Genomic DNA, 15,570 nt, shown 5'->3' on the forward strand with positions numbered 1-15,570 from the left:
GTGCGTCCCGACACCGGAGGCCGGGGTGCGGGCCGCACCCGGGTCCGGTTTCGCGAGCGGATGTGCGAAACCGCTGAGCTGGCGCGCCGTGCCGCCCTAGCCTGGGGCCATCCGGCTATCAACGCTCCCGCACCGACCGAGGTACCGCGACCATGCGCCTGGCCCGCTTCGAGACCTTCCTGCACGATCTGCTGACCAAGGAGGCGGCACCGGCGGTGCGGTCGGTGCAGACGTTCCATGCGGCCGGATACCGCAGCCGGCCGGCGGGAATCGTCCTCGGTCTCACGACCGGCGGGCAGGTGTACCTGCAACTCGTGCGAACATCCCCATCGGACGGATCCGACCAGCGGGAGGAGGAGCCGATCGTCACGGGCGAACCGCCCGCGTCGGTGCCACGGGCCGAACTCTCCGCGGCCGGGGGCGGTGTGCGCTCCGCCGACGTCGAGCGGTGGCTGGTGTCGGTGCTGGCCAACAGCGGGCACGAGGAGTTCGCGCGGGTGGACGGCTACTCGGCCACGAGCGATCTCGGCGGCTCCGGGCAGCCGTACGGGGTCCGGGTCACCTGCCACTCCGAGGCGGTGATCTACCTGCTGTTCCTGCACACCCTGAGGTCCGGCCAGTCGGCCTCCGGGAACGACTTCGACGTGCTGGAAGCGGTGTGACCGTCCGGCATCGGCGGCAACGCCCGGCAAAGGCGCTGCGGAACCGTTATGCCCGCAGGTGGGCCCTCGGGACAGGTCGTCACTACAACGCGTAGTAATGTGCGGTGCATGGACATCGTCTACTCGGCACTCGTCTTCCTCCACCTGCTGGGGATGGCCGGCATCATCGCGGGCTGGCTGCTGCAGCTCATCGCGAAGCACTCCGCGGCCCCCAAGGCGATCCTGCACAGCTCGCTGCTCCAGCTGCTCACCGGCCTCCTCCTCGTCGGGGTGGCCGAGATGACCGACGGCGACCTCGACCACGTCAAGGTCGCGGTGAAGCTGGTGGTGGCGTTCGCGGTGTCGGTCGTGGGCGTGCTCAACCTCCGAAAGTCCGACCTGAAGCTCGCGAACACCGCCGGAGCGCTCGCCGTGCTGAACGTCGGAATCGCCGTCTTCTGGTAGGCCGTCCCCTCACGTCTCCCCGCTTCCCCGCGGTTCCCCGCATCCCCGTCCGCGTTCGGCCGGGCCGCCATCTCGGCGGCCCGGCCGCTTCCGTCACGGGTCAGCGCGGCAGCACCATGCCCAGCCCTCGCTGCAGGGCGACCCGGTAGACGCGGTGCGCGATCACCACGTCCTCGATCGCCAGGCCGAACGGGTTCACCACCAGCAGTTCGTCATCGGCCACCCGGCCAGGGCAGCCGTCGGTGAACAGTTCACCGAGCGTGTGCACCGGCGGGGCGTCCGGCGGCGGGGGAGCGCCCGGGGCGGCGACGAGGCCCGCGCGGGCCAGGTGGCCGAGGAGGCGGTGCGAATCGGCCACGACGAGCGGCCAGTCGTCCACGTAGACGCGCGCCGCCGACAGCAGCGCGTCGGCGGTGACGTCGTCGAGGGAGACGTTGACGACGAGCGCGCCCGGCGCCAGCCAGGAGCGCTCGATGTAGGGGGTCCGGGTGGTCGTGCACGGGATCACCACGTCGGCCCCGGCGACGGCGCCGCGGGCGTCGCCGGTCACGGTCACGCGCGGCCCGTCCGGCCCGAAGGCGGCCGTCAGCTCGTCGCGGAACCCCTCGGCGCGCTCCTTGTCGAGATCATGGACCCGGATGTCCGTCACCTGCGGCATCCGCTCGGCGACGAGGCGGGCGTGCGCGCGGGCGATCGCCCCGGCACCGGTGAACGCCACCGTCGAGCCGCCCGGACGGGCCAGCCGCAGGGCGCACAGCACGGAGACCGACGCGGTCCGCAGGGCGCTGACGTGCGCCGCGTCCAGCACGCACACCGGCCGGGCCGTGGCCACGTCGTGCAGCACCGTGAGGCCGCCGGCCCTGGCCAGCCCGCGGTCGGGGTTGGCCGTGTTGGCGTTGATCAGCTTGGTGCCGACCATGGGCGGCGTGCCGTCCACCAGGCCGGACATCGCGATGCTGCGCGCCTCGCCGCCCGTCTCCGGGCTCCAGCCCAGGTAGCACTCGGCCGGCAGCGCGGTGCGGCCCTCGCCGTGCCGGACCAGTGCCTCCCGCACGCACGCCAGCGGGTCGATCTCCTCACAGGCCCGGCGGACGTCGGCGGCCGTGAGGTAGAGCAGGTGTCCGAGATCGGTCATGGGCGTCCACTCCTCGCCGTTCGCTCACGCGCAGGCCGCGTCCTCGAACGGCGCGGGCCCGGCGTCGATGTTCTCCTTGGCCAGCCACAGCCGGTTGTAGACGGTGTTCTCGTAGCGGTCCGCGCCGTCCGGGCAGACGCACACCGCCCGCTCCAGCTCCTGGTCCAGGCGCAGGATCCGGGCCGCCGCGGCCAGCACCGCGCCGGAGGAACCGCCGAGCCCGATCCCGGTGTAGCGGCGCAGCAACTGGCAGGCGGCGATCGCCTCGGCGTCGGAGACGCCGACCGCGGTGTCGTAGTGCTCCGGCCGGACGAACCGGGACCGGCGTGAAGCGCCGATCCCGACCAGCTTGCGCGGTCCCTTCGGGCCGCCCAGCGCGGCCGACCCGCGCACGTCGACCGCCACGATCCGGCAGGCCGGCGCGGCGAGGCGCAGGTAGTCGGCGATGCCGGCCAGCGTTCCCCCGGTCGAGACCGCGACGAAGACCGCCGTCAGGCCCGGGCCGGTCTGCCGCAGGATCTCGGGGCCGGTCTGCTCGCGGTGCGCGCGCGGGTTCGCCGGATTTCCGTACTGGTCGGTCCACACGCAGGCCGGATCATCGGCGGCGATCTCGCGCACCCGCTCCCGGCGCGCCGCCAGGTAGTTGCCGTGCACGTCGCCGCGCTGCACCCGCTCCACGACCGCGCCGAGGTCGCGCATCGTCTCGACGTTGACCTCGCTCACCAGCGGGTCGACCACCGCCACGAACCCGTAGCCGCTCTCCCGGCAGACGTACGCCAGCGCGACCCCGAGGTTGCCGGACGTGGACTCCACGACGGTGGCGCCCGGCCGCAGCCGGCCGCGCAGTTCCAGGTCCTCGACCAGGGCGTAGGCGGTGCGATCCTTGATCGAGCCACCGGGGTTGAACTGCTCCAGCTTGAGCAGCACCTCGCGCCACCGGCCGTCGATCCGCAGCCGGATCGGGAGCACCGGCGTCCGCCCGATCCGCGACGTGCTGCGCTCGGCCCGCCAGTCGGCGTGCAGTCGCACGGACATCTCGTCTTCCTCCCTCCGGCGGCGGCCGGCGCCTGCGGCCACGGGATTCCGGTCCCTCCCCGCGGCCACGGAGCGTGCCGCGCTCCGCGGCCCGGGCCGACCGGGCGCGGATCAGCGGTCCAGGATGAGCTCGAAGAACAGGCAGTCGACGTAGCCGCCGTCCAGCTCCACGATCTCGGGCATCCGGCCCACCTCCCGGAACCCGAACTTGCGCGCCAGCGCGATGCTGGCGGGGTTGTTGGACCAGACACGGTTGACCAGGGCGTGGAAGCCGCGCTCCGTCGCCTCCCGGATCATCCGGGTGCGCAGCGCGCTGCCCACGCCCGTGCCGCGCGCCTCCCGGGCGACATAGGTGGCGAAGGTCGCGGTGCGGTGGAAGCAGGGCTTGGGGTCGTACGGTGAGATCGCCACCCAGCCGCGGACCGCCTCGTCCTCGGCCACCCACACGCCGTACGGGGCGCGGTGGGCGTGCAGCCAGTCGGCCCGCCGTTCCACCGGGACATCGCTGAGGTCGCAGGTGGCGATCCGGTCCCGTACGGCCTGGTTGTATATGTCGGTGATGGCCGGCAGGTCGCCGGTCCCGGCGGGGCGGATCCGCCCGGTGAACTGTGCCATGTCGCCCTCCCCGTCGTCGGTCCGGTCAGCGGCTGGGAACGAGCGATTCGGGGGCGGCCAGCATCTCCCGGTACAGCGCGGTCCAGTCGCCGAGCCGGCGCTCCAGGCCGGCGTCGTCCGGGGGGTCGGCCTCCGGTCCGGTGGCCGCGTCGTCGAGCGGTTCGAAGCCGCGGCTGGCCAGCACGCGCTCGTACCAGTGCGCCTGCTCATCGCCCAGCCGGCCCAGGGGGGCGCCGGTGATGGCGGGCCAGGACAGCAGGCGCTCGGAGAAGTCGAGGCCCAGCCGGGCGCACAGCCGCGGGACCAGGGTGGCCGGGTCGCGGCTCAGCCCGGTCATGTCCACGATGACGTGCGCGATCCGCTCGGCGCGGACGTGCCGCCACGCGCGGTCCAGGTCGTCCCAGCCCGCCTCCCGCGGCGGGAAGCCGGGGCGCGCGCCGCCTCGGGCCCGCTGCCGCATGCGCGAGCGCACGGCCTGCCGGGGGTCGCGGACGGTGAAGACCACCGGCAGCGTCGCGGCGGCGATCAGCTCCGGCAGGCGGGGGCCGGCCTGGAACGTCATCTCCTTGACGACCAGTCCGTTGGCGTGGCCGGAGACGTCGTGGGCGAGGCGTTGCCGGTCCAGCCGGGCCGCCAGCGCCGCACGCAGCGGGTCCGGGCCGTCGCCGCCGTGGTGGTAGCCGCGGTCGTACGGCTCGTGCAGATACCAGCGGAACAGCGCGTGGTTCCACAGGGCGCGCGCGAGCACGGTCGAGGCGCATCGCGGCGGGGAGAGCACCAGCAGGACCGGGTCGAAGCGGGCGAGCGGCCCGGCGGCGGGGGCGTCGTGCGCCCCCGGCCGCCGCGCGCCGGCCGTGCCACGGGCCGACGGCGCCATCACGCGTCCTTCGCGAACGAGTACCAGCGCCAGGCGCCGAGAGCGAACTCGCGCCGCAGCGTCATGCCGTTCCGGGCGGCGGCGTCCAGCACCTCCTCGCGAGTGGGCTGGTAGGACGGCGGGCGGCGCAGCGCGAAGCGCAGGTCCATGATCTCCTGGTCGTAGCTGCCGACCTTGGACAGCGCGTAGGCGATGCAGAAGGTGCCGCCCGGGCGCAGCACCCGGCTCACCGTCCGCCAGATCGGCTCCTTGTCGCGGAGGAAGTGGTAGGCGCCCACGATCATGGCGCCGTCGAAGTAGTCGTCCCGGACGAAACCGAGCGGCTGCTCCAGGTCGCCGCGGGTGACGTGCACCCGGTCGTACTCGGCGGTCCGCTGGGTGGCGGACGCGACGAAGTCGGGGCTGATCTCGACGCCGAGCAGGTCGGCCCCGGAACTGTGCGCGTGCTGTTCGGCCAGCTCCAGCAGCCCGAAGCCGGGCCCACAGGCGAGGTCGAGCAGCCGCGGCCCGGCGGCGGCGACCTCCTCGACCGCCCGCACCCGCGAGTAGCGGTAGAAGGGGGCCTGGAGCACCTCCTCCCACAGTGGCAGGTGGTCCGCGTCGAACGTCGCCGAGACCGGGTTGTCCGGCCGGGAGAGGGCGTCGAGGATGCCGGCGTAGTTCTCGCTGTGCATCAGCTCCTCGACCGAGTTCTTGCCGGTGGCGAGGTGGATGAGCCCCTGGTCGAAGTCCGAGCGCCCGGCGGCGTCCCGCGTCTCGACGTACCGCGGTGGGTCCCCGGCCACGCACTCGACGGCGCCGTACTTCACCAGCGCGTCCAGCAGCAACCGGGCCACGTGCCGCTTGTTCTCGGCCACCCCGAATTCGGTGCAGAACTCCTCCGCGGTCCGGGGAGAGGTGAGCAGGTCGAAGACGCCGCGTTCCGCGCAGGTGCGGAAGACGATGTCATAACAGGCGCGCCGGTATTCCAGGTAGGCGCGCTCGACTTCTTCCGGCGGCATACTGTAGATATCGGCCTGCGTCATGGTCATCGCTTTTCTCCATTCGGTTTTCGGGAATGGCGAAACGAGCCGGGTGTCCTGTCGGGGGAATTCCTCGGCGGTTCATGGGGAAACGTCGCCGCCGGGAGATGGTGGATCGGAGATCAGGACGGGCGCGCCGGCCGTTGCGCGCCGTCGCGGGCCAGCAGTTCGATCAGCCGGGCGGAGGCGGCGGTTCCCTTCTTGAAAAGCGATATCCGCATCGACTCGTTCGGCGCGTGGTGGTTCTGGTCGGCGGGGGCGAACGGCACCATGATGCTCGGAATGCCGAGAAGTTTCGTGAAGACGTAGTCGGGGGTGGTCCCCGCGAGACTCGGCACCCGTACCGGGGCGTGGCCGAAGCCGTGTTCGACCGCCTGGGCGACCACGTCGGCGTAGGGATGGTCGACGGGGGTGCGGGAGGGCGGCTGGCTGAACATCTTGCGCACGCTCAGCCCACGGAAGCCCTGGTCGTCGATGAACTTCTCGATCGAGGCGAGCACGTCGTCGGGGTCCTGACCGCCGACCAGGCGCATGTCCACCTTGGCCATGGCGGAGGTGGGGATGAGGGTCTTCATGCCCGTGCCGGTGTAGCCGCCCGTGATGCCGGAGACGTTGAAGTAGGGCTTGTACAGCAGCCGCTCGTAGTACTCCTCGCCGAACGCGGCGGGCAGCGGATCGCCGCCGGTGCGGGCGCGGAAGTCGGCGAGGTCGAGCGGCAGGTCCCGCACGAGGGCGCGCTCCTCCTCGGTGATCCGTGGTACCCCGACGTCGATGCCCGGAGCGGTGAGATCCCCGTTGGCCTCGACCAGGCGGCCGAGGAAGCGGCTGAGCTCCAGGATCGGGTTGGCCACCACCCCGCCGAAGTTGCCCGAGTGCAGTGGCTGTGCGGGACCGTCGGCATGGATCTCCATGACGAGCGCGCCGCGCACCCCGAACAGCAGCGCGGGCCGGTCGCCGCCGAGCTGCGGCCCGTCGGAGTAGCAGCACAGGTCGGCGGCCAGTTCGTCGCGGTTGCGTTCGATGAACTCGGGGAGGTGCCGGCTGCCGAACTCCTCCTCGCCCTCCAGGATCATCTTCACCCGGATCGGCAGGCCGCCGCCGTGCCGCTGCCACCACTGCACGGCGTTGAGGTGGGCGAGGAACTGGCCCTTGTTGTCGCCGGCGCCTCGGCCGTAGATCCGGTCGCCCTCGATCACCGGCTCGAAGGGGGGCGTGCGCCAACCGTCCTGGTCGGCGGCGGGGAAGGCGTCGTAGTGGCCGTACAGCAGGAGGGTGGTCGTGGCGTCCCGCGGCCCGCCTTCGGCGTAGACGACGGGGTGGCCGCTGGTGGCCTCGACGCGGGCGGTCAGGCCGGCCCGCTCGCACTTGCCGGCGCACGCCTGCGCCATCCGGTCGATGTCGGGGCCGCCGGTGACGGCCACCGCCGGGATCCTGATCAGATCGAGGAGTTCCTGCACCAAGTCGTCGCCGTATTTGTCAAGAAATTCACCGAGAGAGAGTTGCTGGGACACTGGTCGTCCAATCTGCGCAGGCCATTCGCGAAAAGGTGTGCGTACCTGGTGCGGCCAACGATTTCTCGGGGTCGTATTTCTTGCCCCGCTCAATGTAGTGCTGTCGTGGCGTGACTGTAAACACTTTCTCCGAGATCCTTTTGCGTGCAAATTGAATCTATCTCGTAGATTGTAGGCCGGTGTTAATTGATCAGATAATTGATGCCCGTGAAGTCGACTCGAATAGTGGAGTTCTGGATGAACTGGTGAAATGCCTTGACCGTCCGGCTCGCGGTCCGGCGTTTCGGGGAGAATCAAATAGGGGGCGGTGCGAAAGGTGCTCGAAAAGGGGATGGGAGGCCCCTCGGGAAGGGCGTAGGGTGGGGCGGTGACCTGGACGCTGTACCTGAGTTTCCTCGCATTCGCGACCGTGATCGTCATCGCCCCCGGACCGGACTTCGCGGTGGTCCTGAAGAACTCCCTGACCCGCCGCCGGGCCGGCCTCCTGGCCGCGCTGGGCATCACCACCAGCAACATGGTGCACGGCACCGCGGCGGCGATCGGGGTCGGCGCGCTGCTGCTGAGCTCGCAGGTGCTCTTCACGACGGTGCGCTGGATCGGCATCGCCTACCTGTGCTACCTCGGCGTGCAGGCACTGCTCTCGGCCCGGCGCGGCGATTACCCCACCGCCGACGACTCCGGGGGCGGCCCGCCGCTGCACGGCCTGCGCAGCTGGAGCCAGGGCTTCCTGTCCAACATCACCAACCCGAAGGTGCTGGCCTTCTACCTGTCCGTGCTGCCGCAGTTCCTGGCGGGCGGGGAGGGATCACTCGCGGCGGTGCTGCTGCTCGCCTACTCCCACGCCGCTCTCGGGCTGCTGTGGCTGGTGCTCGTCGTGGCGTTCCTGCACTACGCGCGGTCCTGGGTGCTACGCCGCCCGATCCGCCGCACGCTGGACGCGGGTACGGGGGTGGCACTGCTGGGCTTCGCCGCGGCGCTGGCGCTGGAACCCGCCGGGACGAGGTGATCCGCGAACACGACGGGGGCCGGGCCGACCCGGAGGCGCCCCGGCTCTCGCGGTACCGGAATCCGGCCTGCCACCGGCCCCACTGGCCGGCGGCCATCGGCCCGACTCCCGGCCGGAGCGCGCCGCCTACCGGCGAGCCGAAGTGGGCGGCTCTCGGCGATTTGAGGGTTCTCCGGGCCGTAGTGCGAACATGCTGGTCTTCTGTCCGGCAGAGTGCCAAATAGCAGTTCAATGAGACGCTTGAAGGGTCGTACTCCGACCCGAGAGGAAACCGGCGTGGACGCCGACGAACTGACCATGCACATCCGGAACGCCTTCGACGGGATCCGCACCCTGACCGCGAACGGCGACACCTTCTTCATCTACGACCCCGACGGCGACCTGCCGCCCGAGCGGCAGATGCCGTTCGCGACCATCGTGACCGGCGACCACTACGACCGCGTCTCCGAGCTGGACCGCGCCCCCGGCGACTATCGCCTGAACATCGGACTCACCAAGGCCACCTACACCGCCCGCTTCGGTGCCGCGCCGACCCAGCGCAACGCCGACGGGGTGCTGGAGTCCGGGTTCGACTACGCGGTACGCGACCGGCTGCTGCCGCATCCCTACTACGCCTCGCAGCACTGGGTGGGCGTGGTGAACCCGAGCACGGCGACGTTCGACGCCGTACGGCCCCTGCTAGACGAGGCGCACGAGTACGCGGCCCGCAAGTACGCCAACCACCGCGCCCGGCGGGCCGCAGGCTGAGCGGCGGCCGGCCGGTCCCGTGTGCCGCCGTCATGGGGGCGCCGGCGGGGCCGTCCGTGGCCGGGCCTATGGGAGACTCTGACATCCGACGACATGTGGCGGAAGCGGGGCCGGTGCGATGGAGATCCGGACGTTCACGGAAACCGACCGTGCCGAACTGCGCGAGCTGTTCGCCCGGGCGGGCGAGGGCGCTCCGACCGCCTCGCTGTGGGGAGACCCGGAGTCCGAGGCCGCCTTGTACCTCGACCCGTACGCGGATCTGGAACCCGATTCGCTGTTCCTCGCCGTGCACGACGGAGCGCTGGTCGGCTATCTGGCGGGATGCCGCGACAGCTCGAAGTTCCCGAGCGAGAGCGAGCGCATGGAGCGGGCCATCCGCGAATACCGGCTGCTGCGCCGCCCCCGGGTCGCGGCGTTCTTCGCCCGCGCCATGCTCGACATGGCGGCGGCCGCACTCCGGCGCGGACCGGTCGCCGGGGACTTTGATGATCCCCGGTGGCCGGCGCACCTCCACATCAATGTGGCACCGGCCGCCCGGGGAACCGGCGCCGCCGACGCGCTGATGAACCGGTGGCTCGACCGGCTCAGGGAGGCCGGTTCGCCCGGATGCCACTTGCAGACCCTGGTCGAGAACCGCCGAGCGGTGCGGTTCTTCGAACGTGCGGGCTTCACGGCGCACGGCCCGGCCCCATTGGTCCCCGGTCTCCGGCACGAGGGGCGGCGGGTCCACCAGCAGACCATGGTCTGGACTCCGTGACAAGGTGTGAGATCCGGAGTTTCGTCCGCCGGCCGACGGCGGACGGGACCGGCCGAACCAGATCGCGACGCCCTCTTCGGGCGGCTCCCGTCTGATGCGAGCGCCATCGCCGAGGCGGGACATTCGGACCGGGGATGTCCGGACGGCGAATCGGCGCGAGTGCTGATGCGCCAAGCCCGCAGGGGCGGCGTGCGGCGGCACCTGAGGGAGGCGGTGATCCGGGCCCTGCGTCTGGCCGAGCAGACGCCGGACCGACGAACCGGCCGGGCTCCGTACCGCCGGGGGCGCGCCGACCGGCGGCGGGAGCCGGGACCGTCGCCCCCGCTCAGCCGTCGTAGAACACCCGCTCCATCACGGTACGCGCCCGCCGGGTCACCCGCCGGTAGTCCTGGAGCAACTGCTCCGCCGCGCCCTCGCCCTCCTCCTCGGTGCGGTAGCCGAGCGCGCCCGCCACGGCCGTGCGGTCGCGGATGTCCGACGGGATCGAGTCCCCCGGGCGTCCGCGGACCAGCATCACGGCGCCGCGCACCCGCGAGGCCAGCCGCCAGGCCAGCTCCAGCGTGGCGCCGTCCTCCGGATCGAGGAGGTCCGCCGTTATCGCCGCGTCCAGCGCCGGGAGCGTGCCGGTCGTCCGCAGCTCCGGCACCGCGTGCGCGTGCCGGAGCTGGAGCAGCTGCACCACCCACTCCACGTCCGACAGCCCGCCGCGGCCGAGCTTGGTGTGCAGCGCCGGGTCGGCGCCGCGCGGCAGGCGCTCCGCCTCCATGCGCGCCTTCAGCCGCCGGATCTCCCGGACCGCCGCCTCGTCCACACCGTGCGCGGGGTAGCGGATCGGGTCGATGAGCGCCGTGAACCGCTCACCGAGCCCCGGATCCCCCGCCATGGGCGCGGCGCGCAGCAGCGCCTGGCTCTCCCACGGGGCCGACCATCGCCGGTAGTAGGCGGCGTAGGAGCCGAGCGTGCGCACCATCGGCCCGTTCCGGCCCTCGGGGCGCAGATCCGCGTCCAGGCGCAGCGGCGGATCGGCGGCCGGGAGCTCCAGCAGCCGCCGCAACTCCCGCACGATCGCGTTGGCGGTCTCCGTCGCCGCCGCCGGGTCCACGCCCGGCAGCGGCTCGTGCACGAACATGACGTCGGCGTCGCTGGCGTAACTGAGCTCCCGCCCGCCGAACCGTCCCATGCCCACGACGCACACCCGGGTGTTCGGCTCCTCGCCGCGCTGCGCCGCCACCCGGTTCTCGGCGCAGCGCAGTGCCGCCTCGATGGTCACCGCGGAGATGGCGGTGAGCGCAGTGCCGACCCCCTCGATCCCAGTGACCTCCAGCAGGTCGGCCGCCGCAGTGCGCAGCAGCTCCCGGCGCCGCAGCGCGCGCACCGCCGTCACGGCGTTCTCGGCGGAGTCGTGCCGGCGCAGCGCGGCCTCGGCCTCGGCCGTCAGCTCCGCCGTACCACGGCCGGTCAGCCCGGCGTCGTCCGCGAGGATCGCCACCGCCTCCGGCGCGCGCAGCAGCAGGTCGGTGGCGTAGCGGCTGGTGCCGAGCAGCCAGGCCATCCGCTCGGCCACCCGCACGTCGTCGCGCAGCAGCCGCAGGTACCACGGAGTGGTACCGAGGGCGTCGCTGACCTGCCGGAACCCGAGCAGGCCGGCGTCCGGGTCCGGCGCGTCGGCGAACCACCCCAGCATCACCGGCAGCAGCGTGCGCTGGATGGCCGCCCGCCGGGACACACCGGAGGTGAGCGCCTCCAGGTGCCGCAGCGCGCCGGGCGGGTCCACGAACCCCAACGCCTCCAGCCGGTCGCGCGCCTGCTCCGCGGTGAGCCGCACCTCGTCCTCGGGCAGCCGGGCGACCGCGTTCAGCAGCGGCCGGTAGAACAGCTTCTCGTGCAGCCGCCGCACATCCCCCGCGACCCGGCGCCACGCAGCCGTCAGGTCGGTGACCGGGTTGGCGGTGAAGCCGAGCGCGCGTCCCAGTCGGCGCAGCTCCTCCTGGCCGGCGGGTGTCGCGGGGTCGGGCAGCAGGTGAGTGCGGCGCAGCCGGTTGAGCTGCAGCAGGTGCTCCACGCGGCGCAGGAACCGGTAGGCGTCGGCCAGACCGGCGGCGTCCTGCCGCCCCACGTAGCCGCCGTGCGACAGCGCCTCCAGGGCGGCGAGCGTGCCGCCGGAGCGCAGTGCCGGGTCCGTCCGCCCATGCACCAGCTGCAGCAGCTGCACGCAGAACTCGATGTCGCGCAGCCCGCCCGGCCCGAGTTTGATCTGCCGTTCCGCCTCACCTGGCGGCAGGTGCGCCTCGACCCGGCGGCGCATCGCCTGCACGTCGTCCACGAAGTTCGGCCGCCCCGCGGCGTGCCAGACCAGTGGCGAGATGGCGGCCATGTAGGCGGCGCCCAGGGCCGTGTCGCCCGCGATCGGCCGCGCCTTCAGCAGTGCCTGGAACTCCCAGGTCTTGGCCCAGCGCTCGTAGTAGGCGACGTGGCCGGCCAGCGGGCGCACCAGCGGCCCGTTCTTGCCCTCCGGACGCAGCGCGGCGTCCACCTGCCACAGGGTGCCCTCGCCGTCGGTCGAGCCGGGGACGCGCATCATGGCGGCGGCCAGCCGGGCGGCGGCCCGCAGCGCCGCCTGCTCGTCCACGCCCTCGCCGGCCGGCTCCGCCACGAAGACCACGTCGACGTCGCTCACGTAGTTGAGCTCCCGGCCGCCGCACTTGCCCATGCCGATCACGGCGATCCGGCACAGCTCGGCGTCCTCGGGGTGTTCGGCGCGGGCGATGGCGAGTGACGCCTCCAGCATCGCGGCCGCGAGGTCGGCGAGTTCGGCCGCCACCTCGTCCAGCCCCTGGGCGCCGGTGAGGTCGCGCCCGGCCAGCCGCAGTACCCGGCGCCGGTAGGCGACCCGCAGCGCGTGGGCCGGGTCGCCGGTAATGGCCGGTGGATCGGCGACCGGTGCGGCCGCGGTGGGGTCGGCGCCCACGATGTGCAGCAGGCCGGCGCGCGCCTCGGCGGCCTCGGGCGCGCGGGCGGCGTCGGCGCCGCGCAGTTCCCGCCAGTCGTTTGGGTGGCGCACCAGGTGGTCGGTCAGGGCGGCGCTGGCCCCGAGCACCCCCACCAGCCGCGCCCGCAGGTCGGGGTCGGCGCCCAGTGCGGCGCGCAGCTCCTCCGGATCGGGAACGCGCTCCAGCACGCGGGCGAGCCCGAGCAGCGCGAGGTCGGGATCGGCGCTCGCGCCGAGCGCGGCCACGATGTCGGCGTGCCGCTCGGACTGCAGCCCGGCCTCCGCCATCAGGCGCTCGGCCCGCGCGGCGTCGACGAATCCGCGCCGTGCCAGTGAGCCCACGGTCGTCCCAAGTCTTTCGCGTGTCACCACGCTGTCCACCGTAGTCCTGGCGAGGCGCCGGAGCGGAGGCGAGCGGGGCGGGGGAGAGGAGGGGTGTCGCCGGAGCCGCCGCACCTCCGGGGACGCGGCGGGCCGGCACCCCGTACGGGGTGCCGGCCCGGACATCGCAGGCCGGGGAGCCGTTAGATGTCGTAGTAGAGCTCGAACTCACGCGGGTGCGGGCGCAGCCGCAGCGAGTCGATCTCCTCGGTGCGCTTGTAGTCCACGTAGGTCTCGATGAGGTCCTGCGTGAACACGCCGCCCTCAAGCAGGTACTCGTGGTCGGCCTCCAGGGCCTCCAGCGCCGCGTCGAGCGAGCCGGGGACCTTGGCGATGGCGGTGGCCTCCTCGGGCGGCAGCTCGTAGAGGTCCTTGTCCACCGGCTCCGGCGGCTCGATCTTGTTCTTGATGCCGTCGATGCCGGCCATCAGCATGGCCGAGAAGGCCAGGTAGGGGTTGGCCGACGGGTCCGGCACCCGGAACTCCAGGCGCTTGGCCTTGGGGTTGGAGCCGGTCAGCGGGATGCGGATGCAGGCGGAGCGGTTCCGCTGCGAGTACACCAGGTTGACCGGGGCCTCGAAGCCGGGCACCAGGCGGTGGTAGGAGTTCACCGTCGGGTTGGTCAGCGCGAGCAGCGACGGGGCGTGCTTGAGCAGACCGCCGATGTAGTAGCGCGCGGTGTCGGAGAGCTGCGCGTACCCCGACTCGTCGAAGAACAGCGGGGCGCCGTCCTTCCACAGGCTCTGGTGGCAGTGCATGCCGGAGCCGTTGTCGCCGAAGACGGGCTTCGGCATGAACGTCACCGACTTGCCAGCCTCGTTGGCGACGTTCTTCACGATGTACTTGTACAGCTGGACGGTGTCCGCCGACTTCAGCAGCGTGCCGAACCGGAAGTCGATCTCGGCCTGGCCGGCGGTGCCGACCTCGTGGTGCTGGATCTCGACGTCGATGCCCGCCTCGATGAGCTTGCGGACCATCCGGGAGCGCAGGTCGCTGTAGTGGTCGACCGGCTCGACCGGGAAGTAGCCGCCCTTGTACCGCGGCCGGTAGCCGAGGTTCGCGCCACCGTTCTGGGTGCCGGTGTTCCAGGCGCCCTCGACGGAGTCGATGTAGTAGAAGCTCGCGCTCTCGCGGGTCTCGAACCGGACGTCGTCGAAGATGTAGAACTCGGCCTCGGGGCCGAAGAACGCGGTGTCGGCGATGCCGGTGCCCTTGAGGTAGGCCTCTGCCTTGCGGGCGACGTTGCGCGGGTCCCGGCTGTAGGACTCAAGGGTGAACGGGTCGTGCACGAAGAAGGTCAGGTTCAGCGTCTTGTACTCGCGGAACGGGTCGACCACGGCGGTGGTGAAGTCCGGGAGCAGCAGCATGTCCGACTCGTGGATGGCCTGGAAGCCGCGGATCGAGGAACCGTCGAACATCAGGCCGTCGCTGAAGGTGCCCTCGTTGACGTTCTCGATGGGAAGCGTGAAGTGGTGCGTCGCCCCGAACAGGTCCGTGAAACGGACGTCGAGGAATTCGATCCCCTCGCTCCGGGTGTAGGCCAATAGCTCTTCGGCACTGCTGAACAAGACTTACCTCCGTGCAGGTGTAGAGGTCACGCGGATGAGCTGCTCGCGTCGTCGCGAACACCTGATGGGCGCCACCTCCCGGCTACGGCACCGACGCTAGGAGCGGCCCATTTCCGAGCCATGTCTCCAATGTTTCGCCGATGTTACGGGGATGGTGGTTTTCCCTGTCAGAGGTGTGATCAACCGCCGCTTGGGTAATGCCGTGGTATTTGGGGTTCGTTGCGTGCCGCCGGGCCGCCGGACGACGGCCACCGATGGCCGATACCGTGGTCGTCATGGGTGACATCGGCGCGGACCGGTCGAACGGTACCGGATCCTCTCAGGAGTTCAGCTACCGCGGCAACCGGCTCGGCCTGCCGAGTACCGGCTCGGGTTCCGTGCCGGGTTTCGGCCGCCGAATCGCGGGGCTGCTGCTCGACTGGCTGCTCTGCGTGGCGGCGACCCAGCTGCTCTTCGACACCACCCCCGCCGAGACCGCGAACACCGCGCTGCTCGTCTTCGCCCTTCAGGAGGTCGTGCTGATCTCCCTGCTCGGCACCACGGTCGGCCGCGGCATGGTGGGCATCCGGATCAGCGGCACCGGCGAACGCCGGCTGCCGTGGTTCGTGGCGGTGCTGGTGCGCACCGTGCTGCTCTGCCTGGTGATCCCGGCGGTCGTCTACGACCGGGACCAGCGCGGCCTGCACGACCGGGCGGCCGGAACCGTGACGCAGCGGATCTGACGGGGACGAGGCGCGTCCGCGTGGCACCGGACGGCCCGCACGACGACGCGGCCTCCGCCCGGTTTCCGGCAAGTCGGATCGTAGCCATGTCGTTCTGTG

Annotated in this window: 14 protein-coding genes; 6 read left to right on the forward strand and 8 right to left on the reverse strand. The window is 72.0% G+C overall.

Going from position 1 to position 15,570, the window contains the following annotated elements:
- Positions 1-152: 152 nt before the first annotated feature.
- Positions 153-662, forward strand: coding sequence for a hypothetical protein (locus tag ACFQRF_RS23700; protein ID WP_379873387.1), 510 nt, complete (start codon positions 153-155; stop codon positions 660-662).
- Positions 663-770: 108 nt separating this feature from the next.
- A complete protein-coding gene (locus tag ACFQRF_RS23705) occupies positions 771-1,106 on the forward strand; it encodes a hypothetical protein (RefSeq protein WP_379873388.1) in 336 nt (111 codons plus the stop codon).
- A 100-nt stretch (positions 1,107-1,206) separates the two neighbouring features.
- Here the strand turns inward: ACFQRF_RS23705 and ACFQRF_RS23710 are convergent, their stop codons facing one another.
- The 6 genes from ACFQRF_RS23710 to ACFQRF_RS23735 form a co-directional block, all read right to left on the reverse strand.
- A complete protein-coding gene (locus ACFQRF_RS23710; protein ID WP_379873389.1) occupies positions 1,207-2,241 on the reverse strand; it encodes an ornithine cyclodeaminase family protein in 1,035 nt (344 codons plus the stop codon).
- A gap of 24 nt (positions 2,242-2,265) precedes the next feature.
- Complete coding sequence (locus tag ACFQRF_RS23715; protein WP_379873390.1) at positions 2,266-3,276, reverse strand: pyridoxal-phosphate dependent enzyme; 1,011 nt, start codon at positions 3,274-3,276, stop codon at positions 2,266-2,268.
- Positions 3,277-3,387: 111 nt separating this feature from the next.
- Positions 3,388-3,891, reverse strand: coding sequence for a GNAT family N-acetyltransferase (locus ACFQRF_RS23720; protein WP_379873391.1), 504 nt, complete (start codon positions 3,889-3,891; stop codon positions 3,388-3,390).
- Positions 3,892-3,916: 25 nt separating this feature from the next.
- Positions 3,917-4,768, reverse strand: coding sequence for a sulfotransferase-like domain-containing protein (locus ACFQRF_RS23725; protein WP_379873392.1), 852 nt, complete (start codon positions 4,766-4,768; stop codon positions 3,917-3,919).
- On the reverse strand, positions 4,768-5,799 hold the full coding sequence (locus ACFQRF_RS23730; RefSeq protein WP_379873393.1) for a class I SAM-dependent methyltransferase: 1,032 nt from the start codon (positions 5,797-5,799) through the stop codon (positions 4,768-4,770). The genes ACFQRF_RS23725 and ACFQRF_RS23730 overlap by 1 nt, the downstream gene beginning before the upstream one ends.
- Positions 5,800-5,912: 113 nt before the next feature.
- Positions 5,913-7,247, reverse strand: a complete 1,335-nt coding sequence (locus ACFQRF_RS23735) for a M20/M25/M40 family metallo-hydrolase (protein ID WP_379873402.1) — start codon at positions 7,245-7,247, stop codon at positions 5,913-5,915.
- 421 nt (positions 7,248-7,668) lie between these two features.
- Between ACFQRF_RS23735 and ACFQRF_RS23740 the strand changes: the two genes are divergently transcribed.
- The 3 genes from ACFQRF_RS23740 to ACFQRF_RS23750 all read left to right on the forward strand — a co-directional run bounded on the left by ACFQRF_RS23740 (position 7,669) and on the right by ACFQRF_RS23750 (position 9,811).
- Positions 7,669-8,307, forward strand: a complete 639-nt coding sequence (locus ACFQRF_RS23740) for a LysE family translocator (protein ID WP_379873394.1) — start codon at positions 7,669-7,671, stop codon at positions 8,305-8,307.
- A gap of 276 nt (positions 8,308-8,583) precedes the next feature.
- Positions 8,584-9,054 (forward strand): DUF6194 family protein, encoded by a 471-nt coding sequence (locus ACFQRF_RS23745; RefSeq protein ID WP_379873395.1) that lies wholly within the window; start codon positions 8,584-8,586, stop codon positions 9,052-9,054.
- Between the two features lie 118 nt (positions 9,055-9,172).
- Positions 9,173-9,811 carry a GNAT family N-acetyltransferase gene (locus tag ACFQRF_RS23750; RefSeq protein WP_379873396.1) on the forward strand — a complete coding sequence of 213 codons (639 nt, stop codon included), beginning with the start codon at positions 9,173-9,175 and terminating at the stop codon, positions 9,809-9,811.
- 325 nt (positions 9,812-10,136) lie between these two features.
- Here ACFQRF_RS23750 and ACFQRF_RS23755 read toward each other — a convergent pair whose 3' ends face one another.
- Together ACFQRF_RS23755 and glnA are read right to left on the reverse strand one after the other, a co-directional pair.
- Entirely contained in the window at positions 10,137-13,169 is a 3,033-nt protein-coding gene (locus tag ACFQRF_RS23755; RefSeq protein WP_379873403.1) for a bifunctional [glutamine synthetase] adenylyltransferase/[glutamine synthetase]-adenylyl-L-tyrosine phosphorylase, read from the reverse strand.
- Positions 13,170-13,324: 155 nt separating this feature from the next.
- Positions 13,325-14,749, reverse strand: a complete 1,425-nt coding sequence (gene glnA, locus ACFQRF_RS23760) for a type I glutamate--ammonia ligase (RefSeq protein ID WP_379873397.1) — start codon at positions 14,747-14,749, stop codon at positions 13,325-13,327.
- Between the two features lie 275 nt (positions 14,750-15,024).
- Here glnA and ACFQRF_RS23765 point away from each other — a divergent pair, with 275 nt between their 5' ends.
- The gene (locus ACFQRF_RS23765) at positions 15,025-15,471 is read left to right on the forward strand and encodes an RDD family protein (RefSeq protein WP_379873398.1); all 447 of its coding nucleotides are present in this window, start codon (positions 15,025-15,027) and stop codon (positions 15,469-15,471) included.
- The last annotated feature ends 99 nt before the right edge of the window (positions 15,472-15,570 follow it).

Source organism: Marinactinospora rubrisoli (genome assembly GCF_042664915.1).
GTDB lineage: Bacteria > Actinomycetota > Actinomycetes > Streptosporangiales > Streptosporangiaceae > Marinitenerispora > Marinitenerispora rubrisoli.